This window comes from Stenotrophomonas sp. Y6, assembly GCF_022436665.1.
GTDB lineage: Bacteria > Pseudomonadota > Gammaproteobacteria > Xanthomonadales > Xanthomonadaceae > Stenotrophomonas > Stenotrophomonas acidaminiphila_A.
In genome coordinates this window covers 417,281-440,371 of record NZ_JAKUKB010000001.1, presented here as the reverse complement: position 1 = coordinate 440,371, position 23,091 = coordinate 417,281, and the positions used below count along the sequence as shown (strand labels likewise).

17 protein-coding genes are annotated in these 23,091 nt (G+C 69.6%); 8 read left to right on the top strand and 9 right to left on the bottom strand.

What is annotated here, in order from left to right; all coding sequences use genetic code 11:
* Entirely contained in the window at positions 1-981 is a 981-nt protein-coding gene (gene dgcA, locus MKP15_RS02035) for an N-acetyl-D-Glu racemase DgcA (RefSeq protein WP_240211620.1), read from the top strand.
* Between the two features lie 77 nt (positions 982-1,058).
* Here the strand turns inward: dgcA and MKP15_RS02030 are convergent, their stop codons facing one another.
* Complete coding sequence (locus MKP15_RS02030) at positions 1,059-2,189, bottom strand: serine hydrolase domain-containing protein (RefSeq protein ID WP_240211619.1); 1,131 nt, start codon at positions 2,187-2,189, stop codon at positions 1,059-1,061.
* 526 nt (positions 2,190-2,715) lie between these two features.
* Between MKP15_RS02030 and MKP15_RS02025 the strand changes: the two genes are divergently transcribed.
* Positions 2,716-5,601, top strand: coding sequence for a TonB-dependent receptor (locus tag MKP15_RS02025; protein WP_240211618.1), 2,886 nt, complete (start codon positions 2,716-2,718; stop codon positions 5,599-5,601).
* A 210-nt stretch (positions 5,602-5,811) separates the two neighbouring features.
* Here MKP15_RS02025 and MKP15_RS02020 read toward each other — a convergent pair whose 3' ends face one another.
* Positions 5,812-7,569, bottom strand: coding sequence for an oligopeptide:H+ symporter (locus MKP15_RS02020; protein WP_240211617.1), 1,758 nt, complete (start codon positions 7,567-7,569; stop codon positions 5,812-5,814).
* Positions 7,570-7,808: 239 nt separating this feature from the next.
* Here MKP15_RS02020 and MKP15_RS02015 point away from each other — a divergent pair, with 239 nt between their 5' ends.
* The 4 genes from MKP15_RS02015 (at position 7,809) to MKP15_RS02000 (ending at position 15,189) form a co-directional block, all read left to right on the top strand.
* Complete coding sequence (locus MKP15_RS02015; protein WP_104938331.1) at positions 7,809-9,770, top strand: oligopeptide transporter, OPT family; 1,962 nt, start codon at positions 7,809-7,811, stop codon at positions 9,768-9,770.
* Positions 9,771-9,922: 152 nt separating this feature from the next.
* The gene (locus MKP15_RS02010) at positions 9,923-11,989 is read left to right on the top strand and encodes a S9 family peptidase (protein ID WP_240211616.1); all 2,067 of its coding nucleotides are present in this window, start codon (positions 9,923-9,925) and stop codon (positions 11,987-11,989) included.
* Positions 11,990-12,498: 509 nt separating this feature from the next.
* Positions 12,499-13,752: a DUF819 family protein gene (locus MKP15_RS02005; protein ID WP_104938332.1), complete on the top strand. Its 1,254-nt coding sequence runs from the start codon at positions 12,499-12,501 to the stop codon at positions 13,750-13,752.
* Positions 13,753-13,935: 183 nt separating this feature from the next.
* On the top strand, positions 13,936-15,189 hold the full coding sequence (locus MKP15_RS02000) for a DUF819 family protein (RefSeq protein WP_104938333.1): 1,254 nt from the start codon (positions 13,936-13,938) through the stop codon (positions 15,187-15,189).
* 92 nt (positions 15,190-15,281) lie between these two features.
* Here MKP15_RS02000 and MKP15_RS01995 read toward each other — a convergent pair whose 3' ends face one another.
* On the bottom strand, positions 15,282-15,506 hold the full coding sequence (locus tag MKP15_RS01995; protein ID WP_054664081.1) for a CstA-like transporter-associated (seleno)protein: 225 nt from the start codon (positions 15,504-15,506) through the stop codon (positions 15,282-15,284).
* Positions 15,506-17,572, bottom strand: coding sequence for a carbon starvation CstA family protein (locus tag MKP15_RS01990; RefSeq protein WP_104938334.1), 2,067 nt, complete (start codon positions 17,570-17,572; stop codon positions 15,506-15,508). Before MKP15_RS01990 ends, MKP15_RS01995 begins: the two co-directional genes overlap by 1 nt.
* 231 nt (positions 17,573-17,803) lie before the next feature.
* Between MKP15_RS01990 and MKP15_RS01985 the strand changes: the two genes are divergently transcribed.
* Positions 17,804-18,655 (top strand): pirin family protein, encoded by an 852-nt coding sequence (locus tag MKP15_RS01985; protein WP_240211615.1) that lies wholly within the window; start codon positions 17,804-17,806, stop codon positions 18,653-18,655.
* Between the two features lie 48 nt (positions 18,656-18,703).
* Here the strand turns inward: MKP15_RS01985 and MKP15_RS01980 are convergent, their stop codons facing one another.
* From MKP15_RS01980 to nfi, 4 genes are all read right to left on the bottom strand, one after another.
* Positions 18,704-19,165, bottom strand: a complete 462-nt coding sequence (locus tag MKP15_RS01980) for a hypothetical protein (RefSeq protein ID WP_237723479.1) — start codon at positions 19,163-19,165, stop codon at positions 18,704-18,706.
* Positions 19,166-19,392: 227 nt separating this feature from the next.
* The gene (gene aqpZ, locus MKP15_RS01975) at positions 19,393-20,115 is read right to left on the bottom strand and encodes an aquaporin Z (protein WP_275692436.1); all 723 of its coding nucleotides are present in this window, start codon (positions 20,113-20,115) and stop codon (positions 19,393-19,395) included.
* 89 nt (positions 20,116-20,204) lie between these two features.
* Complete coding sequence (locus MKP15_RS01970) at positions 20,205-21,065, bottom strand: pirin family protein (protein ID WP_161614111.1); 861 nt, start codon at positions 21,063-21,065, stop codon at positions 20,205-20,207.
* 91 nt (positions 21,066-21,156) lie between these two features.
* Positions 21,157-21,840 carry a deoxyribonuclease V gene (nfi, locus tag MKP15_RS01965; protein WP_240211614.1) on the bottom strand — a complete coding sequence of 228 codons (684 nt, stop codon included), beginning with the start codon at positions 21,838-21,840 and terminating at the stop codon, positions 21,157-21,159.
* Positions 21,841-21,946: 106 nt separating this feature from the next.
* Here nfi and gpmA point away from each other — a divergent pair, with 106 nt between their 5' ends.
* Positions 21,947-22,696 (top strand): 2,3-diphosphoglycerate-dependent phosphoglycerate mutase, encoded by a 750-nt coding sequence (gene gpmA / locus MKP15_RS01960; protein ID WP_104938339.1) that lies wholly within the window; start codon positions 21,947-21,949, stop codon positions 22,694-22,696.
* A 73-nt stretch (positions 22,697-22,769) separates the two neighbouring features.
* On the opposite strand, the gene MKP15_RS01955 is transcribed toward gpmA, so the two are convergent.
* Positions 22,770-23,072 carry a hypothetical protein gene (locus MKP15_RS01955; protein WP_240211613.1) on the bottom strand — a complete coding sequence of 101 codons (303 nt, stop codon included), beginning with the start codon at positions 23,070-23,072 and terminating at the stop codon, positions 22,770-22,772.
* Positions 23,073-23,091: the final 19 nt, after the last annotated feature.

The following is a 23,091-nucleotide window of genomic DNA, read 5'->3' as shown; positions in this document are numbered from 1 at the left end:
ATGCGCACGCTGCATGCCAGGCCGCATGCCTGGAAACTGAGGGAGCCGTTCGCGATCGCCCGCGGCGTGCGCAGCGAGGCGCGCGTGGTCATCGTCGAACTGCACGAGGACGGCCGGGTCGGCCGTGGCGAAGCTGGTGGCGTCGGCTATCACGGCGAGACCCCGGAAAGCATGCTCGCGCAGATCGAACAGGTGCGCCCGGCACTGGAGCGCGGCTGCGACCGCCACGCGCTGCTGCGGCTGCTGCCGGCCGGCGGCGCCCGGCATGCGCTGGACGCCGCGCTGTGGGACCTGGAGGCCAGGCAAAGCGGGGTGCCGGCCTGGACCCGGGCCGGCATCGCCCATTGGCGGCCGGTCGACAGCGCGGTGACCATCGGCATCCGCGACATCGCCGCCTACGAGGCCGCCGCGCGGGCGCATGCCGCTTATCCCTGGCTCAAGGTCAAGGTCGGCAAGGGCTCGCCGGTGGATGCGGTGGCCGCGGTACGCCGCGGCGCGCCGCGGGCGCGGCTGATCGTCGATGCCAACCAGTCGTGGAGCGTGGAGGAACTGCGGGCCTACGTGCCGGCGCTGCAGCCATTCGCGGTGGACCTGCTCGAACAGCCGGTCGCGGTGGCCGACAGTGACGGGCTGCTGGGCTACGACGGCGTGATCCCGGTCTGCGCCGACGAGGCGCTGTCGACGCGCGAGGATCTGCCCGCGCTGGCCGGACGCTACCAGTTCGTCAACATCAAGCTGGACAAGACCGGGGGCCTCACCGCCGCGCTGGAACTGGCCAGCGCCGCGCGCGCGGCCGGGTTCCGGCTGATGGTCGGCTGCATGCTGGGTGGCTCGGTATCGGTCGCGCCGGGCATGGTGCTGGCGCAGCTGTGCGAGGTCTGCGACCTGGATGGCCCCTGGCTGCAGGCCGAGGACTGGCCGGGCGGCATCGTGTACCAGCAGGGCCGCATGTCGATGCCACAACCGGCGGTATGGGGCTGAGCGCGGGGTGACCGCGACGACCGCGCCGGTTGCGGCATGCCCGCAACCGGCCTTTGCCGTACCGCCTCAATGCCGCCTCAATCCTGCGCGCTGGACCAGTCGACCGCCGGGTAGCTGCCCGGCCCCATGAACGTGCGCAGCACCTGCTTGTAGGTGGCCGGTCCGTTCTCGCTGTTGGTGAACAGCACCAGGCTTTCGCCGCTGGCCGGGTCGAGCATGAAGAACGCCTTGAAGCCGGGGTTGTCGCCCCAGTGCCAGGCCAGGCGCCGGCCATCGGCGTCCTGCAGTCCGACGCCCAGGCCCCAGGTGATGAACGCATCGGCCGGGCTGGGCGCCGCCGGGTCGTCGGCATCGCTGGACGGCGCGAACATCAACGCATGCGTGTCCGGGCGCAGGCCTTCGCCGCGGTACAACGCCCGCTGGATGAAGTTGTCGTAGTCATGGGCGTTGGTGACCAGCGTCCAGGCGGTGTTCTCCCAGGCGAATACGCGCTCGGGTTCGGCGCTGCCATTCCCTGCGTGGCCGTTGGCGTTGCGCGCGTGCAGGGCCGGGTCGGTGAGGTAGCTGCTGCTGGGCATGTCGAACCGCGAGAACACTTCGCGCGCGGCCAGCGCATTCCAGCTGCTGCCGGTGAGGTGCTCAAGCGTGCGCTGCAGCAGGTAGAAGCCTTCGCCGGAGTAAGCATAGTGCCCGCCCGGTGCGAACTTGCTTTGCAGCGGCGTGTGGTCGATCGCCGGGTTCGACGGCGATATCTGCCAGTTGGGCAGGCCGCTGGTGTGGTCGAGCACCATGCGCGTGGTGATCCGCCGCGCCAGCGGGTTGTCCCGGGTCCTGGGCGATTGCCAGTAGTCCCACAGCGGCTTGTCGAGGTCCAGCTGTCCGGCGTCGACCAGGCGCAGCGCGATGTAGGCGGCGACGACCTTGGACAACGAGGCAGCCTGGAACACGGTGTCGTCGCCGACCGTGGCCGCCGCGCGGGCATCGAGCACGCCATGGCAGTACGCCTCGGAGATGCCGTCGCGGGTATGGATCAACTGTGCGCCGGGAATGCCATGCGCGCGCATCGCTGCGTCGAACGCGTCGCGCCTGGCCTGCGCGCTGGCCGATGCCGGCTGCGCGCCACAACCGGGCCGGTCGCCGGCGCCGGGCGCGGCGTGCAGCGCCGGCGCGATGCCGACGGAAACCAGTGCGAGTGCGAGAACGGCCATGCGTGGTGCCTGGATCTTCATCTTTTCCCCGGTCTGTTCGAGAAGGTGGTGTCCGTCATGCGCGGCGATGTCCGCGGATGCAGCGATCGGCATGGACAGGCGCAAAGTGCAGCGACGGCGCGCGTGCTGTCGCGGCCTGCGTCGACCGCGGCAACGATACCGCATCCACGCGCGCCTGGAGCCACTGCGCAGGTGTCATTTTCAAAGTGGTTTCGTCGTCGCCTCGAACGCGCCGGTACCACGTCGGCGGACGCCGCCACGGCATGCGAACAATCGGGGTTTCTCCCGATGCGTGACCGCTGGCGACGCGCCTAGGATCGCCGTCATGTTCCGGGGAAGCGTGCCCGCAGGGCCGCCATGCGACCGGAACGTGCCCGGGCCTGGTGCCGCCTATTCCGGTGTTGCGATGCGCAGCGCCGGAGCCCGCCGTAGCGCCCGGAAAAGGGACAACGCCGTCCTTCGCGACAGATCGCCATCGCCGCAGTGCCTTCCAGCCGAACCACGCCGAGCAACGGGGAGACGAACCATGATGTCCAAACGCCCGCAACAACCGCAGCATCGCCGCCTTGCAGTCGCGGTCTTCATGGCCCTGGCGGTGCCGGCCGCGGCACTGGCCGCCAGCGCCGCGCATGCGCAGCAGGCGGCACCGGACGCGGCCAGCGGACAGGCCGATGCGGGCGATGTCGCGCGCACCCTGGACAAGGTCGAGGTCACCGGCTCGCGGATCAAGCGCACCGCGGTCGAAGGACCATCGCCGGTGGTGGTGATCACCAGCGAGGACATCCGCAAGCAGGGCTACAGCACCGTGGCCGAGACGCTGCAGACGCTGACCCAGTTCAACGGCGACGTGGTCGGCGGCGAGTTCAACGCCAGCTCCACGCAGCCCGATGCCGCGTTCCTCAATCTGCGCGGGCTGGGTGTCGGTTACCAGCTGATCCTGCTCAACGGCAAGCGCATGACCGAGTACGCGGCCAGCTCCGGCGCCGCCTCCACCGGCGTCAGCGTCGGCAGCATTCCCGCGGTGGTGGTGGAGCGCATCGAAGTCCTCAACGGCGGCGCGTCGGCCATCTACGGTTCCGATGCCGTCGCCGGCGTGGTCAACATCGTCACTCGCGACAACTGGGAAGGAAACCACCTGCGCGTTCGCGGCGGCACCACCACGCGTGGCGGCGGCGATACCGGGCAGTTCCAGTTCAGTGGCGGCAAGGCATGGGACCGCGGCAGCGTCACCTATGCGTTCGAACAGCTCAACCGCGAGCCGATCTTCTCCTGGCAGCGCGGCAACATCATCCGCACCGGCATGAACGCGCCGGGCAATGCGGGCAGCAACCGCCCCACCTTCGGCCTGGACACGGCGCTGATGGATGCCGGTTACAACGATTACTACTGGCTCGGCAGCGACGGGCGGCTGCTCTATGCCGGCGATGTCGATCCGGCGACGGCCACCGCGGCGCTGGAGCACACCTGCCGCAGCCTCGGGCGCAACTACTTCCCGATGTACGGCTCGGCCAGCGCTGCGCGGCCGTATGCCTGTGGCAACGCCAACTACTACGACGGCGACACCCTGGCCAACAAGCACGACAAGACCTCGGCTTACGTGTCCGGCCACTTCCGTTTCAACGACGCGCTGGAAGGGTACGGGCAGCTGCTGGTGCAGCGCTCGCGCAGCGAGGCCGCGCACCGCACCAGCATGTACCTGTATAACGCCGGCAGCGCGCATGATGTGGACATCGGCCAGTTCGAGTACTGGCGCGCGCTCGACCCCAACGACATCGGCGGCGCGCCGATGCGGGTGTGGGACGAGACCACCCTCAGCGCCAACGCCGGCGTGCGCGGCACCTTGGGCGCGCGCTTGGACTGGGACGCCAGCGTCAGCCTGTCGCGCGACGAGATGAAGAGCAGCTGGAAGCAGCTGATGACCGACCGCGTGCACCGCTATCTGTTCGGCGAGGCGCTGGGCGAGGTCGATGGTGCGCCGCTGTACCGCATCGATCCGTCGGTGCTGTTCGGGCCCATCACCCCGCAGCAATACGCGTCGATGGTGGACACCATCCGCAACCGCAACCTGTCGCAGACCCTGCAGGCGCAGTTCGTCCTCGACGGTGCGCTGTTCGCGCTGCCGGCCGGCGACGTGGAGATGGCCTCGGTGTTCGAGGCCTCGCATTCGAAGTACGAACTGCGTCCGGATCGCCGCAGCCTCGGGACGTATACAGGCGCCGACAGGACCTTCAACCACACCGGCGTGTCCGGTGGCGGGCCACGCGACCGCTACGGTGCCGGCGTCGAGTTCCGCATCCCGCTGCTGCAGCGCCTGGTCGCCAACGTGGCCGGGCGCTGGGACACGTACGACGACATCTCCGACGTCGGCGACGCGATCACCTGGCAGGCCAGCCTCGAATGGCGGCCGTTCGACAACCTGCTGCTGCGCGCCAGCCGGCAGACCAGCTTCATGGCGCCCAACATCATGTGGCTCTACGGCGAGCCGGTGACCAACTATGACGACTACATCACCAATTACTACCTGTGCCGCCGCGACGGCCTGGACCTGACCACGACGGCCGGGCTCGCCCAGTGCGGGGCCGACCACCACGAAAGTGCCTGGTACGTGGAAGGCGGAAACAACAGCCGACTGCATGAGGAAACCGCCACCTCCAACGGCCTGGGCATCGTCTGGGACGTGACCGACCGGCTGTCGCTCAGTGCCGACTACTGGGAGATCACGCTCAAGGGCAAGAGCCAGTACCTGGATACCGCCACGCTGATGAGCGAGAACGCCAGCTGCCTGCTCGGCAAGCGCGTGGATGGCACGCCGGTCGATCCCAATTCCGGTGCCTGCGCGGTGTACCTGGCCTATGTGCAGCGCGACGCGGCGGGCAAAGTCACCGGGTACTTCCTGGACGCCATCAACCAGGCGGGCGTGCGTACCAAGGGCGTGGACGCGAGCCTGAAGTACGCCTGGAGCGGGAGCAGGTTCGGCGACTTCAGCCTGAACGCCGGCTACAGCCGCACGCTGGGCTACGACGTGCAGGTCGCCGCCGGCGACCCATGGCAGGACTACATGGGCTGCTCCTATTCGGCCACCTACAGCTGCGGCAACCAGCCGCTGGCGTTCCGCTCGCGCAGCAACTGGACGCTGGGCTGGAACCGCGGCGAATGGTCGGCCAGCGTCTATGGCTACCGCAACGGCGCGCGGGTGAACTACCAGGCCAGCGCGCAGCTGCCGTCCTACGTGCAGTGGAACGCCAGCCTGTCGAAGAAGATCACCGGCAACGTGCGCCTGGGCGTGGACGTGACCAATCTGTTCGACCGCTACGGGCCCCGGGACACGAGCATGACCTGGTATCCGTTCTACCAGAACATCTACGGCATCCAGGGGCGCGCGGTGTACGTGAATCTGGACGTCGATTTCTGAGCCGCGCAGGCGGCCGCTCCCGTGCACATGGGCTTGCCGCGTGGCGAGAATCGGCCTCCATGGACGAGGCGATCAGGGAGGGGCAGGGAAGGTGAAGGTGCGTCGTTCCTGTCGCGGCACCTGGGCGGCGACACCGCGAAGTAGGGGCGCATCCGCCATGATCCCAACGGCGCCCGCTGGCGCCGTTGGTGCTCCCGCCAGGGCGCGCCCTCAGCGCACCCCGTGCATCATCCGCTTCAGCAGCGGCGCGGCGAGCAGGGCGAGCACGGCGCAGCCCAGGCCGATCCACATCAGCAGCCAGAACAGGTGTTCGTAGCGGGCCGCGGCCTGCGCGATGTCCATCACTTCGCCTTCGGGCACGTCGATGGCGGCGAGCTTGCCGAACAGTGCGGCCAGGGTTTCGGAAAAGGCGGTGGCCAGGAACCAGGTGCCCATCATCAGGCTGACCACGCGCGGGGCCGCCAGTTGGGTGACGGCCGACAGTCCCACCGGCGACAGGCACATCTCGCCGATCTCCAGGACCAGGTAGGCCAGCACCAGCCACCACACGCTGGCCATCTGCCCGCTGGCACCGACCTGCTGCGCGGCCAGTGCCAGCGGCACGAACGACAGCGCCCCGAACAGCAGCCCGAACGAGGATTTCACCGGCTTGGACGGATCCAGCCCGCGCCGGTCCAGCCACGCCCACAACGCGGCGAACAGTGGCGCCAGCAGCACCAGGAACAGCGCGCCAAGGTAGGTCAGCGAACCGGCGGTCTGCGGCAGCACCAGGCAGTCGCGCAGCAGCAGCACCAGCATCGCCGCGACGATGATGGCGAACAGCAGGCGCGGCGCGCCCGAGCCGGGGGTGCGTTCGGACAGGCGCGCGGCGACCACGAAACCCAGTGGCGCCAGCAGCAGCGAAGCGATCGACCACGGCAGCGGGGTGCCGTCGCGGATCACCAGCGACGGCACCAGGTCCTTGCTCAGCAGGCGGTCGGTGAAGGTGACCCACGAACCGTAGGTCTGTTCGTACAGGGTGAAGAACACCAGTGCCATGAATATCAGCGCCATCAGCGCGATCATCTGCTGGCGCTGCACCGGGGTGCAGCGGGTACCGGTGAACCAGGCGAACCACAGCAGCACGCCGCCCAGCACCACGACCATCAGCATCAGCGCCAGGCTGATCTCGCCGCCCAGGGCGAAGGCGCCGTTGGCCGCGGCCCACATCAGCGCCGCCACCGGCACCACCCCGGCGATGGCGACGGCGTAGATCAGCCATTCGCGCGGCAGTCCGGCCACCCGCTCGCGCAGCGCCTGCGGCCGTGGCGGCTCGGCGTGGCCCTGCAGGTATTTCTGCCCCCACAGGAACATGGCCAGGCCGACCAGCATGCCGATGCCGGCGGCACCGAAGCCGTATTTCCAGCCGTAGGCCTCGCCGAGGAAGCCGCAGACCAGCGAGGCGAACAGCGCGCCGAGGTTGATGCCGGCGTAGAACAGCGAGAAGCCCGAATCGCGGCGTGGGTCGTTGTCCGGGTACAGCTTGCCGACGATGGTGGAGATGTTGGGCTTGAGGAAGCCAACGCCCATCACGATCAGCGCCAGCGACAGGTAGGTCGCGCCCAGCGCGGCGTCGTCGCGCACCACCTCGCCGCCGACGCGCTGCGCGGCGTGGCCCTCGAAGGCCATGCCCAGGTGGCCGAGCACCAGCAGGATGCCGCCGAACACCACCGCCTTGCGCATGCCCAGCCAGCGGTCGGCGAGCAGGCCGCCGAACACCGGCACGCAGTACACCAGCCCGCCGTAGGCGCCCAGCAGGTCCAGCCCGGCCTTGTCGCCGAACAGGTGGTATTTGGTCAGGTACAGCAGCAGCAGCGCCTTCATCCCGTAGAACGAAAAGCGCTCCCACATTTCGGTGAAGAAGCAGACGTAGACCCCCTTGGGGTGGCCGAGGAAGTCGCTGGACGGGGAGGCGGGGATTGCGTGCATCGGGGCGCCGGCTGCGGAGTCGGCGGCAAGTATAGGAGCCGTGCGCGGGACGGGCCCGGCGGCGCCCGCCCGGCGCATGTGCTGGCCCGGCCGCCGGGCGGGCGCGGATGCAGGTGTCGCCGTGGCCCGGTGCCGGGGTGCGACAGGCCGCATGGCACGTCGCGCATGCTGCGGTACGGCTGGACTTGCCGTTAAGCGGACGTTAGCGTGGCAACGTTTTTTGCCAGCCGGAAATTTCCATGAACAATGCTGCACCCCCGCAGCTCACCTTCCGCGCGGTGGTCCTGGCCATCGTGCTGGCGGTGGTGCTGTCTGCCGCCAACGCCTACCTGGGCCTGTTCGCGGGCCTGACCGTGGCCACGGCCATTCCCGCCGCGGTCGTCTCGATGGGCGTGCTGCGCCTGCTCGGCGGCGGCACCATCCTCGAGAACAACATCGTCCAGACCGGCGCCTCGGCCGGTTCGTCGATCGCCGCGGGCGTGATTTTCACCATCCCGGCGCTGATCCTGATGGGCTACTGGCCCGACTTCAAATACTGGTGGGTGCTGGGCATCGCCGGCCTCGGCGGCCTGCTCGGCGTGCTGTTTTCGGTGCCGCTGCGGCGCTCGATGATCGTCGAGGAGCCGCTGCCGTTCCCGGAAGGCAAGGCCGCGGCCGAAGTGCTCAAGGCCGGCGAGAACCCCGGGCCGGGGCTGAAGATCCTCGGCCTGTCGGCCGCCATCGGCGGCGTGGTCAAGCTGGCCGCGGCCAATGGCCTGAAGGTGATTCCCGACAGCTGGGCGGTCGCCGGCTACTTCGCCAACAACAAGGTGATCGGCTATCTCGGCACCGGGCTGTCGCCGGCGCTGCTGGGCGTGGGCTACATCGTCGGCCTCAATGTCGGCATCGTGGTGCTGTCCGGCGCCATCCTGTCCTGGCACATCGCCATCCCGCTGTACCACGCGCTGTTCCTGGGCAGCGATCCACAACTGGCCGCCGGCATCGCCGGCGCGCCGGCGGCCGATGCGGCGTTCGCCATCTGGTCGTCCAAGATCCGCTTCCTCGGCGTCGGCGCGATGCTGGTGGGCGGGGTGTGGACGCTGTTCTCGCTGCGCAAGTCGCTGCTGGCCGGGATCAAGAGCGGCTTCGCCGCCGCGCGCAAGAGCGCCGGCGCCGTGCCGCTGGCCGAGACCGAGCGCGACCTGCCGATGAAGTGGATGCTGGTGGCGCTGGTGCTGTTCGTGCTGCCGCTGCTGGCGCTGTACCAGGCCATCGTCGGCCAGTGGCTGGTCAGCGTGCCGATGACGATCATCATGATCGTGGCCGGCTTCCTGTTCGTCTCGGTGTCCGGCTACCTGGCCGGCCTGGTGGGCTCGTCCAACAACCCGGTCTCGGGCATCACCATCGCCACCATCCTGTTCGCCTCGGTGGTGCTGCTGATGCTGCTGGGCGACGACGGCAAGGTGCAGGTCGGCGGCGCGCCGCTGGGCGCGGTGGCGGCGATCATGATCGGCGCGGTGGTGTGCTGCGCGGCCGCGGTCGGCGGCGACAACCTGCAGGACCTCAAGACCGGTTACCTGGTCGGTGCCACGCCGTGGAAGCAGCAGCTGATGCTGGGCATCGGCGCGTTCTCCTGCGCGCTGATCATGGCACCGGTGCTGAACCTGCTGCAGGAGGCCTATGGCATCGGCTCCAAGACCCTGCCGGCGCCGCAGGCCAACCTGATGGCCTCGGTCGCCAAGGGCCTGTTCGGCGGCGACCTGCCCTGGACCATGATCATCATCGGCGGCGTGATCGGCGCGGTGGTGATCGCCATCGACGGCTGGCTGAAGAAGACCGGCAAGCGCTTCCGCGTGCCGGTGCTGGCCGCGGCCATCGGCATCTACCTGCCGCTGGAGCTGATGGTGCCGATCTTCCTCGGCGGCCTGCTGGCCCACCTGGTCGCGCGCTTCCACAAGGTGCGCGCCGACGACGAAGAGGCGCTGGACCGCGTGCATCGCCCCGGCGTGCTGTTCTCCGCCGGCCTGATCACCGGCGAGGCGCTGATGGGCATCGCCATCGCCCTGCCGATCGTGATCACCCAGAACCCGGACGTGCTGGCGCTGCCGCTCAGCCTCGGCGCCGCGGCGCAGTGGGTGGGCCTGGCGGTGCTGTTCCTGGTCGGCTGGCTGCTGTACCGGGTCGGCCGCAAGGGCGAGCAGGCGACGCCGGCCAAGGGCTGATGCCCGCACCCGGGCGATGATCGACCGCGCAAGGCCCCGCTCCGGCGGGGCCTTGTCGTTGCGGGGGGGCAGGCATGACTTCAAGCCTTTGCGCGCGGCGCCCGGCCGCGCCTACCATCCATGGTTTGCCTGCCTTGTTCCGGGAGAATCCCATGAAGCTCCGTCACGCCCTGTTGCCGTTGTGCCTGCTTGCCGCGCTGCCCTCGCTGGCCAGCGCCCGCGGCTTCGAAGTCCGCGACATGGTGAAGCTGGACCGCGTGTCCGCGCCGCTGCTCACCGCCGATGGCGCGCAGGTGATCTTCGCCAAGCGCGTGGTCGACGCCGACCTGAAGGCCAGCAGCAGCCTGTGGATCCGCGACCTGCGCACCCGCGACCTGGCACCGCCGAAGCGGCTCTCGCCGGAGGGCTGGAACGTCAACTCGGCCGCACTGTCGGCCGATGGCCGCACCGTGTATTTCCTCAGCGCCAAGAACGGCAGCCAGCAGCTGTACGCAATGCCGGTGGCCGGCGGCGCGCCGCGCCAGCTGACCGACTTCGCGCTGGACGTGGACAGCTACCGGGTCTCGCCGCAGGGCGACCGCGTGCTGTTCAGCGCCGGCACGTTCCAGGAGTGCGCTTCGGACCTGGCCTGCACCGCCACCCGGCTCAAGCAGCGCGAACAATCCAGGAGCAGCGGCGTCGTGTTCGACAGCATGTTCGTGCGCCACTGGGATACCTGGGCCGACGGCCGCCGCAACACCCTGTTCGTGGCGCCGCTGCCGGCCGCCGGCGCGGCCGCGGGCAAGACCGCCACGGCGATCAGTGCCGGCCTGGCCGGCGACGCCCCGTCCAAGCCGTTCGGCGGCAACGAAGACTTCGTGTGGTCGCCGGATGGAACCTCGGTGGTCGCCAGCATCCGCGTGCAGGGCCGGCAGGAGCCGTGGTCGACCAACTTCGACCTGTACAAGCTCGACGCCAGCGGCAAGGCCGCACCGGTCAACCTGACCGCCGCCAACCCGGCGTGGGACGCCGGCCCGGTGTTCAGCGCCGACGGCAAGATCCTGTACTACCGCGCGATGAAGCGCCCGGGCTTTGAAGCCGACCGCTTCGGCCTGATGGCGCTGGACCTGGCCAGCGGCAAGACCCGCGAGATCGCCCCGCAGTGGGACCGCTCAGCCGACGGCATCACCCTGTCGGCCGATGGCGCCACCCTGTACACCACCGCGCAGGACATGGGCGAGCACCCGCTGTTCGCGGTGCAGGTAGCCGATGGCGCGGTCAGCAAGGTGGTCGGCGAGGGCAGCATTTCGTCCTTCGACGTGGCCGGGCAGACGCTGGCCTTCACCCGCAACTCGCTCAAGAGCGGCGACCAGGTGTTCACCGGCACCACCGCTGCCGGCGCGCCGCTGCGCGCGATCACCCCCAGCGCCGGCGAGATGCTGCCGGAGGTGGCTTTCGGTGATTTCGAGCAGTTCTCGTTCAAGGGCTGGAACGACGAGACCGTGCACGGCTACGTGGTCAAGCCGCACGACTACCAGGCCGGCCGCAAGTACCCGGTCGCGTTCCTGATCCACGGTGGCCCGCAGGGCAGCTTCGGCAACGGCTGGAGCTACCGCTGGAACCCGCAGACCTACGCCGGCCAGGGCTATGCGGTGGTGATGATCGATTTCCATGGCTCCACCGGCTATGGCCAGGCGTTCACCGACGCGATCAGCCAGCACTGGGGCGACCGCCCGCTGGAAGACCTGCAGAAGGGCTGGGCCGCGGCGCAGCAGAAGTACGGCTTCCTCGACGGCGACAAGGCCTGCGCGCTGGGCGCCAGCTACGGCGGCTTCATGGTCAACTGGATCGCCGGCAACTGGAACGAGCCGTGGAAGTGCCTGGTCAACCATGACGGCGTGTTCGACCAGCGCGCGATGGGCTATGCCACCGAGGAGCTGTGGTTCACCGAGTGGGAGCAGGGCGGCACCCCGTACGACGTCCCGCAGAACTACGAGAAGTTCAACCCGGTCAACCACGTCGCCAACTGGCGCAAGCCGATGCTGGTGGTGCAGGGCCAGCTGGACTACCGCATCCCGGTGGAGCAGGGCCTGGCCACGTTCACCGCGCTGCAGCGCAAGGGCATCGAATCCAGGTTCCTGTACTTCCCGGACGAGAACCACTGGGTGCTCAAGCCGCACAACAGCGTGCAGTGGCACGACACGGTCAACGCCTGGTTGAAGCAGCACATCGGGCAATGACCCCGTGCGGGGAGGGGCGCGCCATCGGCGCGCCCTTTTGTTCCGTGGGCCGCCAGCCGGGCGCGCCGGCACGCGCTCGCCCCTGGCCGGGCCGCAAGGAAAGCGGGGCACGCGCGGCCTTCCAGCCTCAGGCATCCGCCGCGCATGCCGCGGTTGCCGGGCCGCCGGCGATGGGGGGCCGGTTGCCGGTACGCACGGCACGCCGCACCCGCCGGCGGCGCCGGCCCGATTCGCCCAAGGCCCGTTGGCTGGGCTGCCGGGCATGCGCGGCAGTGCGCGGCCATCGCCCGCGGCAACCCGCGCCGGGGTGACGCCCGGGCGGGACACGCCGCCGGTCCGGCGGTGAAGTGACGTGGTGCCCGGCGCGTGGACGCGCGGGGTGGGGGCGAGGGAGTCGCCGTGGTGATGGGTCCTGCGCAATCCCTGTCTCCTGCACGGAGCGGCCGCGCTGCAGGCTTTCTTGATCGGGCAGGGGCGTTGCCCCGCTCATGCAACCAGGGGAACAGACGATGACGGCAGCCGCATCCGGCGCACTCATCAGCAACGACATCATCGTGTTCGGCCTGATCGCCGCCACGCTGGGCGCGATTTTCTGGACATCGACCAGCAGCAACCGGCTGCTCAGGAAGTTCTACGGCGTCGTGCCGGCGCTGCTGCTGTGCTACTTCATTCCCGGGGTCTACAACACCTTCGGGCTGATCGACGGCGAGACCACCCGGCTCTACAACCCGATCGCACGCGACGTGTTCCTGCCGGCGGCGCTGGTGCTGCTCACGCTGTCCATCGACCTGAAGGGCATCCTCGGCCTGGGCTGGAAGATGCTGGCCATGTACGTGGCGGCGGTGCTGAGCATCATGCTCGGCGCGCTGGTGGCGTTCTGGCTGATGGGCGTGGTCCATCCCGAGACGGTGGCCGGCAGCACCTGGGGCGGCATGGCCGCGCTGGCCGGCAGCTGGATCGGCGGCGGCGCCAACATGCTGGCGATGAAGGAGATCTTCGAGGTCGACGCGACCACCTTCGGCCAGTTCGCGGTGGTCGACGTCGGCGTCGGCTACGTGTGGATGGCGGTGCTGATCTTCTTCGCCTCGCGCGCCCCGGCGCTGGATCGGCGCAGCGGCGCGGACACCACCGCCCTGGACGACCTGCGCGACCGCGTCGCCAGCTACCAGGCGCAACACGCGCGGATTCCCGCGCTGGGCGACCTGATGGTGATGGCGGGCGTGGCGTTCGGCGCGGTGGCGATCTCGCACGCGGTGGCCGGGCCGCTGTCGGCCTGGTTCGCGGCGCATGTCGGCTGGTCGGCCTCGGTGAGCCTGGACAAGCCGTTCGTCTGGGTGGTGCTGCTGGCCACGCTCATCGGCCTGGGCCTGAGCTTCACCCGCGCGCGCGAGCTCGAAGGCGTGGGCGCCTCCAAGTGGGGCTCGATGTTCCTGTACTTCCTGATCGCCTGCATCGGCATGCAGATGGACCTGCTGGCGCTGCTGGAGAAGCCGTGGCTGTTCGCCCTGGGCGTGCTGTGGATCGGCGTGCACATCGTGCTGCTGTGGCTGGCCGGCAAGCTGCTGCGGGTGCCGTTCTTCTATTTCGCCATCGCCTCGCAGAGCAACATCGGCGGCCCCGCCTCGGCGCCGGTACTGGCCTCGGCGTTCCATCCGGCGCTAGCCCCGGTGGGCGTGCTGCTCGGCACCCTGGGCTACGCGGTGGGTACCGGCGCGGCCTACGTGGTCGGCATCACCCTGCGCGCGATGGCGGGAGCGGGCTGAGCGCTTGGCCCGGTTCCCCGCCACCGCGCGGTGGCGCCCGCACCGGCATCGCCCCGCGCGGCGGCAGGCAGGGCCTCCCGCCGCCGGGCCCAACGCCACCGCCGGCATGCTAGGCTTCGCTCCCCCACGCCACGTCATCAACGTGGCGTTTTTGTTTCCCTTCGATCGACAGGAACAGGCCGTATGCCGACCGAAAGCACCCCCGCCCTCATCAGCAACGACATCGTCGGACTGGGACTCATCGCCGCGACCCTGGCGCTGATCTTCTGGCTGGCCAGCGGGCCGACCCCGTTCTGGCGCAAAGTCTTCACCTGGGTGCCCGGCCTGCTGCTGTGCTACTTCGTGCCGGCGATCTACAACACCGCCGGCCTGATCGACGGCCATGGCACCAAGCTCTACAACCCGATCGCCCGCGACGTGCTGCTGCCGGCGGCACTGGTGCTGCTGACCCTGTCGATCGACCTGAAGGGCATCGCCCGGCTCGGCCCGAAGCTGCTGGTGATGTTCGTCACCGGCACCGTGGGCATCATGCTGGGCGCGCTGGTTTCCTTCCAGGCGATGAAGCTGATCCACCCGCCCACCGTGGCCGGGGATACCTGGGCCGGCATGGCCGCGCTGGCCGGCAGCTGGATCGGCGGCGGCGCCAACATGGCCGCGATGCGCGAGACCTTCAATGTCGATGCCACCACCTTCGGCCAGTTCGCGGTGGTGGACGTGGTCTGCGCCAGCATCCTGCTGATGCCGGCGCTGATCTGGCTGGCCGGGCGCGCCCAGTCCATCGATGCGCGCAACGGCGCCGATACCTCGGCCATCGACGACATGAAGCGGCGCATCGCCGACTACCAGGCCCGCAGCGCGCGGATTCCCACCCTGACCGACCTGATGATCATCGTCGGCGTCGGCCTGGGCGTGGTCGGCGCGGCGCATGCGCTGGCCGCGCCGCTGGCGGCGTGGTGTTCGGCCAACCTCAGCTTCGCCAGGCAGGCGTCGCTGGACAACCAGTTCGTGTGGGTGGTGATGCTGTCCACCTTCGCCGGCCTGGCGCTGAGCTTCACCCGTGCGCGCGAACTGGAAGCGGTCGGCGCCTCGCGGATCGGCACCCTGTTCCTGTACTTCCTGATCGCCTGCATCGGTATGCAGATGGACCTGCTGTCGCTGCTGGAACGGCCGTGGCTGTTCCTGCTGGGGGTGATCTGGATGGGCACCCACGTGCTGCTGCTGTACGTGGTCGGGCGCCTGCTCAAGGCGCCGATGTTCTTCCTGGCCATCGGTTCGCAGGGCAATGTCGGCGCGGCCGCGTCGGCACCGGTGGTGGCGGCGGCGTTCCATCCCAGTCTGGCGCCGGTGGGCGTGCTGCTGGGTACGGTGGGCTATGCCACCGGCACGGTGCTGGCCTACATCACCGGGTTGATGCTCAAGTGGATGGCCGGCGCCTGACGCCCATCACCCGGTATCCGGCGCTGCCACCCCGGGCATGACGAAGGCCGCCTGACGGAGGCCTTCGTGCTTCCGGGCCCGGCACCGGGGCTTCAGCAGCAGCGGAAGCCCTTGCCGCCGCCGAAGCGCGCTTCCTGGCGCTCGCGGAAGAAGGTTTTGTAGTCCATGACCTCGCGCTCGGGGTGTTTCTCGCGCATGTGCCGCACGTAGTTGTCGTAGTCGGGCACGCCGCAGCACAGGCGCGCGGTCTGCACCAGGCGCCGCCAGGTGCGGCGGAACGCCTGGTGCTGGCCGGCCGGGACCAGCGCGGTGCCCATTACAGGTCCACCTCGTGCGGCTTCAGTGCCACGTACGGCGTTTCATGGTCGGTGCGCACCGGCGAGCGGCGCGCGGCGGCGATGGTCCTGACCGAATACACCAGCACCGCGAACACCACGAACAGGAACAGCGCGGTGAGGCCGGCGTTGATGTAGTTGTTGACCATCACCTGCTGCATCTGCCCGAAGTCCTTGGACGGCGGCAGCAGGTTGCCGGCGGCGATGGCGTCGCGGTACTTGTGCGCCTGCGCCAGGAAGCCCACCGCCGGCTCGGCGGAGAAGATCTTGATGAAGCCGGCGGCGGTGGTGCACACCAGCAGCCAGATCGCCGGGATGATCGGCACCCAGGCGTACTTTTCCTTCTTGGCCTTGAACAGCACCACCGCGCACAGCATCAGCGCGACGCCGGCCAGCATCTGGTTGGCGATGCCGAACAGCGGCCACAGCATGTTGATGCCGCCCAGCGGGTCGGTCACGCCCTGGTACAGGAAGTAGCCCCACAGCGCGACGCAGCCGCCGGTGGCGATGAAGCTGGCCACCCACGAGTCGGTGCGGCGCAGCGCCGGCACGAAGTTGCCCAGCAGGTCCTGCAGCATGAAGCGGCCCGAGCGGGTGCCGGCGTCCACCGCGGTGAGGATGAACAGCGCTTCGAACAGGATCGCGAAGTGGTACCAGAACGCCATCATGCCGTCGCCCGGCAGCACCGCGTGCAGGATCTGGGCGATGCCCACCGCCAGGGTCGGCGCGCCGCCGGCGCGCGAGAGGATGGTGTTCTCGCCGATCTCGGCGGCGGTGGCGGTCAACTGTTCGGGCGAGATGGTGAAGCCCCAGCTGCTGACCACCTGCGCGGCGTTGGCCACATCGGTGCCGATCACCGCCGCCGGGCTGTTCATGGCGAAGTAGATGCCCGGCTCGATGATCGAGGCCGCGACCATCGCCATGATCGCCACGAACGATTCCATCAGCATGCCGCCGTAGCCGATGTAGGCGGCGTGGCCTTCGTTGGCCAGCAGCTTGGGCGTGGTGCCGGAGGAAATCAGCGCATGGAAGCCGGACACGGCACCGCAGGCGATGGTGATGAACAGGAACGGGAACATGCCGCCCTTCCATACCGGGCCGCTGCCGTCGGTGAACTGGGTCAGCGCCGGCATCTTCAGTTCCGGCATCACGATCAGGATGCCGATCGCCAGGCCGACGATGGTGCCGATCTTGAGGAAGGTGGACAGGTAGTCGCGCGGCGCCAGCAGCAGCCACACCGGCAACACCGCGGCGACGAAACCATAGCCGATCAGCATCCAGGTGATCTGCACGCCGGTGAAGGTGAACATCGGCCCCAGCACCGGGTCGGCGGCGACCCTGCCGCCGTACCAGATCGCCGCCAGCAGCAGGACCAGGCCGACGAGGGAGATCTCGCCGATCTTGCCCGGGCGGATGTAGCGCATGTACAGGCCCATCAGGATGGCGATGGGCATCGTGGCCATGACCGTGAACATGCCCCAGGGGCTGTCGGCCAGCGCCTTGACCACGATCATCGCCAGCACCGCGAGGATGATGATCATGATCATGAACACGCCGAACAGGGCGATGGTGCCGGGCACCGGCCCCATTTCCTCGCGCACCAGGTCACCGAGCGAACGGCCATTGCGGCGGCTGGAGATGAACAGGATCATGAAATCCTGCACCGCGCCGGCCAGCACCACGCCGGCGATCAGCCACAGCGTACCCGGCAGGTAGCCCATCTGCGCGGCGAGCACCGGGCCCACCAGCGGGCCGGCGCCGGCGATCGCGGCGAAGTGGTGGCCGAACAATACGTGCTTGTTGGTCGGCACGTAATCCAGGCCGTCGTTGTGGATCACCGCCGGGGTGGCGCGGGTCGGGTCCACGCCCAGCACCTTGTTGGCGATGAACAGCCCGTAGTAGCGGAACGCGACCAGGTACAGCGACACCGCCGCGGCCACGATCCACAATGCGTTGATGTGTTCGCCGCGGCGCAGCGCCACGACACCCAGGCAGAATGCGCCGATCAGGGACAGCAGCGCCCAGCCGGCCTTGGAGAAACCTTTCATCGAGTCACCTCGCGGGAAGACCGTTGCAAGAGTCCTCCCGCCGCGGCCGGGGGTCAACGCTCCGGCGCGCCGGCGGCGTGCGACTTTGGTCTTAGCCGGCGCGGCTGCCGGGGTGGGATCGCCCGGCAACGCGACACCAACGCCTGTGCTGGAACAATCGGTTGCGGAGATGGCGATTGGCGTGGCCATGGCCGGCGCCCATTGTCGGGAGATCACAAGGGAGGCTTGACCATGAGCGACCACAACCTCGCGCGGGTGCTGCGCAGCATCCGCGGGATGCCCACCTCAGACGGTGCCGGCGTGCGCCTGACCCGGGTGATCGGCACCCCGGCGCTGCCCGATCTGGACCCGTTCCTGATGCTCGACGAGTTCGGCACCGACCGCCCGGAGGACTATATCGCCGGCTTTCCGGAGCACCCGCACCGCGGCTTCGAGACCGTCACCTACATGCTCGACGGACGCATGCGCCATCGCGACAACCACGGCAACGAAGGCCTGCTCACGCCCGGCAGCGTGCAGTGGATGACCGCCGGCCGCGGCCTGGTGCATTCGGAAATGCCCGAGCAGGAATCCGGGCGCATGCGCGGCTTCCAGCTATGGGTGAACCTGCCCGCGCGCGACAAGATGACCGAGCCGAAGTACCAGGAGTTCGCCCCGGACCGCATTCCGCAGGTGGCACCGGCCGGGGGCGTCACGGTCAAGGTGATCGCCGGGCAGGTGGGCGAGGTGCATGGCCCGATCGTGCAGCCGGCCACCGATCCGCTGTACCTGGACGTGGAGCTGGCGCCGGGGCGTGACTGGGCCTACGACCTGCCGGACGGGCACAACGCCTTCACCTACGTGTTCGAGGGCGGGCTGACCCTGGGCGACGGCGAGGCCGCGCGCGAAGTCGCGCGGCACGAGCTGGCCGTGCTCGGCGGCGGTCGCGGGCTGCGCCTGCGCGCCGGCACCGACGGTGCGCGCCTGATCGTGGTGGCCGGGCGCCCGCTGCGCGAACCGGTGGCGCGCCACGGGCCGTTCGTGATGAACACCCGCGAGCAGTTGATGCAGGCCTTCATCGACTACCAGGAAGGGCGCTTCTGAGCGCCGCGCGCGGCCCGGCATGACCGCCGGGACCGCGCCGGCGGGGCGTTACTTGCCGGCGAAGTTGGCGGTCGCGTCGCCGAGGGTGCCGGTCAACTGCTGCAGGCTGGCGAGCTCGGCGGCGTCGCCGGCGTCGATCCAGATCTGCGCGTAGCGGTTGCGGTCGAGCTTGACCGCGGTGATGCGCCGCGTCTCCAGCCCGGGCATGTCGCGCCCGCCCATGTCCAGCCTGTACCAGTACAGTTCCTCGCCGGCGAAACGGCCCTTTTCGGCGCGCAGCGCACGCACCAGGCTCAGCCCCGGGTCGCGCCCGGTCAGCATCACGTTCAATACCGTGCGGCCATCGCCGGTGGTGGCCTTGCAGACGATGAAATCGCTCTGCGCCTGCTCCTGCCACTGCAGGCCGCTGCCGGACGGCAGCAGCGGGCATTGCCCGGCCTGCTGGGCGGAAACAGCGGCGCTGCCGGCCAGCAGCAGCGCGCAAGCAACGATACGAGCGTGTTTGAGCATGCGTTGTCCCCCGGACGCCGGCCACCGCGGGCGCGGCGGCAATGTTGTCTGTCTGCAATCGGATACACCCGCGGGTGCTGTTGCCCCTGCCCGATGCGCGCGTCCCCGTTGCGCGCCAGGTGTGTTTCCACGGTATTACAAAAACGCCGGGCGCCGCAAACCGGCCGCTGGCCGACACGACGACGGCCCCGCGCGGGGGCCGTCGCCGGTGCAGGCCGCGGGCGGCGTCAGCGCGTGTCGCTGCCCATCCACTTGTAGGCCAGGCCGCCGATCAGCGCCCCGAGCAGCGGCGCCACCCAGAACAGCCACAGCTGGCCGATCGCCCCGGGCCCGGCGAACACCGCCACGGCGGTGGAGCGCGCCGGGTTCACCGAGGTATTGGTGACCGGGATGCTAATCAAGTGGATCAGGGTCAGCGCCAGGCCGATGGCGATCGGCGCGAAGCCCGCCGGCGCCTTGCCGTGGGTGGCGCCCATGATCACCACCAGGAACATGGCGGTCATCACCACCTCGCACAGGAACGCGGCGGCCACGCCGTAGCCGCCCGGCGACAGGCTGCCGTAGCCGTTGCTGGCGAAGGCGCCGGCCTGGGTGCCGTCAATGGCGAACCCGGCCTGGCCCTGCGCGATCTGCATCAGGATGAAGGCGGCCAGCAGGCCGCCCAGCACCTGGGCGACCATGTAGGGCACCAGGTCCTTGCCGGCGAAACGGCCCCCGGCCCACAGGCCGAGACTGACCGCCGGATTGAAGTGCGCGCCGGAGACGTGCCCGAACGCATACGCGCCGGTCAGCACGGTCAGGCCGAACGCCAGCGCCACGCCATGGAAACCGATCCCCAGTGGATTGCCGTCACCGCCGAACTTGGCCGCCAGCACCGCGCTGCCGCAGCCGCCCAGCACCAGCCAGAAGGTGCCGAGGAACTCGGCCGCCAGTCGTTTCCCCATGCTCATCGTCCGCTCCCCCGAAATGACCCGGAATGGGCACCGCGAACATACCCAAGAACCGGCGGGGCGGCGTATTCAAAGCGTTAACCCGGCCCTCAGCCCGGCAGCGGGATGAACTCCTTGTCGTCGCCGGGGATGGTGCCGAAGCGGCCCTCGCGCCAGTCGTCCTTGGCCTGTTCGATGCGTTCCTTCGAGCTGGAAACGAAGTTCCACCACAGGTGGCGGGGGCCGTCGAGCGGCTCGCCGCCCATCAGCATCGCCTTGAGCGGGGTCCTGGCGCGCAGGCGCCCGCGCGCGCCCGGCTCCGGGATCACCAGGTGCTGCACCGGGATGTCCACGCCGTCGAGCTGGGCCTGGCCCTCCAGCACGTAGAGCGCGCGTTCCACGTGCGAGGCGTCCAGGTCGATCTCCGCGCCCGGTTCCAGGTCGATGGCGACATTGAGGGTGTCGGCGAACACCCGCACCGGCGATTCCTCGCCATAGGCGCGGCCGGCGATCACCCGCAGCCAGGCGCCGTCGCGGTGCTGCTGCGGCAGCTGCGCCGCGCTGAAGTGATGGAACTCAGGTGCGGTTTCCTCGTGCTCCTTGGGCAACGCCACCCAGGTCTGCATGCCGTGCAGCGGGTGGTCGTGCGCGCGCTCGGGCGGCGGCGTGCGTTCGGAATGGGCGATGCCGCGGCCGGCGGTCATCCAGTTGACGTCGCCGGGGCGGATGACCTGCTCCGAGCCGAGCGTGTCGCGGTGGCCGATGGCCCCGGACCACAGGAAGGTGACCGTCGCCAGGCCGATGTGCGGATGCGGGCGCACGTCGATGCCCTGGCCGGGCGCGAACACCGCCGGGCCCATGTGGTCGACGAACACGAACGGCCCGACGCTGCGCGCCTGCAGCGTGGGCACGGCGCGGCGCACCTGGAAACCGCCGAGGTCATGGACGCGGGGGCTGATGATCGTGGTCATGGGCGGGCTCCGGTACGGGGACGGGCAGGATGGCATGCGCCGCACGCGGTTGTCGGCGGCGGGACCGTAACGGACCGTTGCCGCGGTGGGCTCAGGCCGCGCCGCGGTCGCGGCGCGAGGCCAGGCGGTCGGCCAGGCGGGTGGGCTCGGGCAGCCGGTAGCGGGTGAGGCAGGCCAGCACCAGCGGCAGGCAGGCCTCCACCGAGACATGGTTGCCCGGGGAGATGAACAGCGGGTTGCAGCGCGGCTTGCTGCGCAGCACCCAGCCGACCTGGCGGCCCTTGTGCGACAGCGGCGCATGGTCGCCCCGCTGCGGACCGGGTTCGCTGTATTCGCCGACCAGCCGGCTTTTGCCCACGCCGATGCTGGGCAGGCCGGTCAGCACCCCCAGGTGCGCGGCGATGCCGAGCCCGCGCGGGTGGGCGATGCCGTGGCCGTCGACCAGCACCAGCTCCGGCGCCTCGCGCAGTTGCGCCAGCGCCTGCAGCACCGCCGGCAACTCGCGGAAGCTGAGCAGGCCGGGGATGTAGGGCAGGGCGGTGGGCAGCCGCACCAGGGTCGATTCGAGCGGCTGCAGGCTGCCACCATCGACCCGCACCGCCACCGAACGGGTGGTGCGGCCCTCGTCCTCGAAGCCGCTGTCCACCCCGGCCACGCGCGACGGCAGCGCCGACAGGCGGTCGTCCAGCCGCACCTGCGCGGCCAGTTCGACCTGCTGGCGGCGCAGCGCGGCCAGGGCGGCGGGGGCGATGTCGGCGGGGGGCTGGAAGCGCATGCGGCAAGCCTGCCATGCGCGCCGTGTCGGCGCAGTGCAGGCGGGGCGCGCGGAGCGATGCGGCTACAATCAGCGCGTTGCCTTCCCCCGACCGGAGACTTTCGCAGTGACCCGCAAACTCGTGCTGTTGCGCCATGGCCAGAGCCAGTGGAACCTCGACAACCGCTTCACCGGCTGGGTGGACGTGGACCTGACCGAGCAGGGCCGCCGCGAAGCCGCCGCCGCCGGCCGGCTGATGAAGGAGGAAGGGCTGCAGTTCGACGTCGCCCACACCTCGGTGCTCAAGCGCGCCATCCACACCCTGCAGGGGGCGCTGGCCGAGCTGGGCCAGGACTGGCTGCCGGTGAACAAGTCCTGGCGCCTCAACGAGCGCCACTACGGCGGCCTGCAGGGCCTGGACAAGGCCGAGACCGCCGCGAAACACGGCGAGGAACAGGTCAAGGTATGGCGCCGTTCCTACGACATCCCGCCGCCGCCGATGGACCTGGAAGACCCGGGCCACCCGATCCACGACCGCCGCTACGCCGGCCTGGACCGCAATGCGCTGCCGGGTACCGAATCGCTGGCCACCACCCTGGAGCGGGTGCTGCCGTACTGGCACGATGCCATCGCCCCGCAGCTGAAGGACGGCAGGACCGTGCTGGTCACCGCCCACGGCAACTCGCTGCGCGCGCTGTACAAGTACCTCAACAATGTCAGCCGCGAGGAGATCCTCGAGCTCAACATTCCCACCGGCATCCCGCTGCTGTTCGAACTGAACGATGACCTGAGCGTGCAGTCGTTCCGCTACCTGGGCGACCCGGAAGCGGCCAAGAAGGCGGCCGAGGCGGTGGCCAACCAGGGCAAGGCGAAGTAACCCCGGCTTGCTTGAAGCATCGAGACACCCGGCTGCGGCCGGGTGTTCTCGTTTGTGTCCCCGCCGCTGCCGGTTACCCGACGCCCCCACTGCCCAGCGATGCACCTTCAGTACCGATACGGGACGGGCGCGGTCGCGAGGCAGCTCGGCGTTTGCACTGGACCGGATTGTCGGCGCAGCGCGCGTTGTCGCGCAGGGCGAGATCCTTGCCGACGCCGTAGCCGAACCAGGCCAATGCCAGCAAAAAGAGCATTGCCCAGGGAATGATCCTTTCAAGGTGATCCGGGTTCTGCATTGAAGCGGACGCTGCCTGCGGCGGCGTGTCGGCTTCGAGCAATCGTTCCGGTTCCACACCCAGCGCGGCAGCCATCGCCATCCGTGATTCGTGCGCGGCC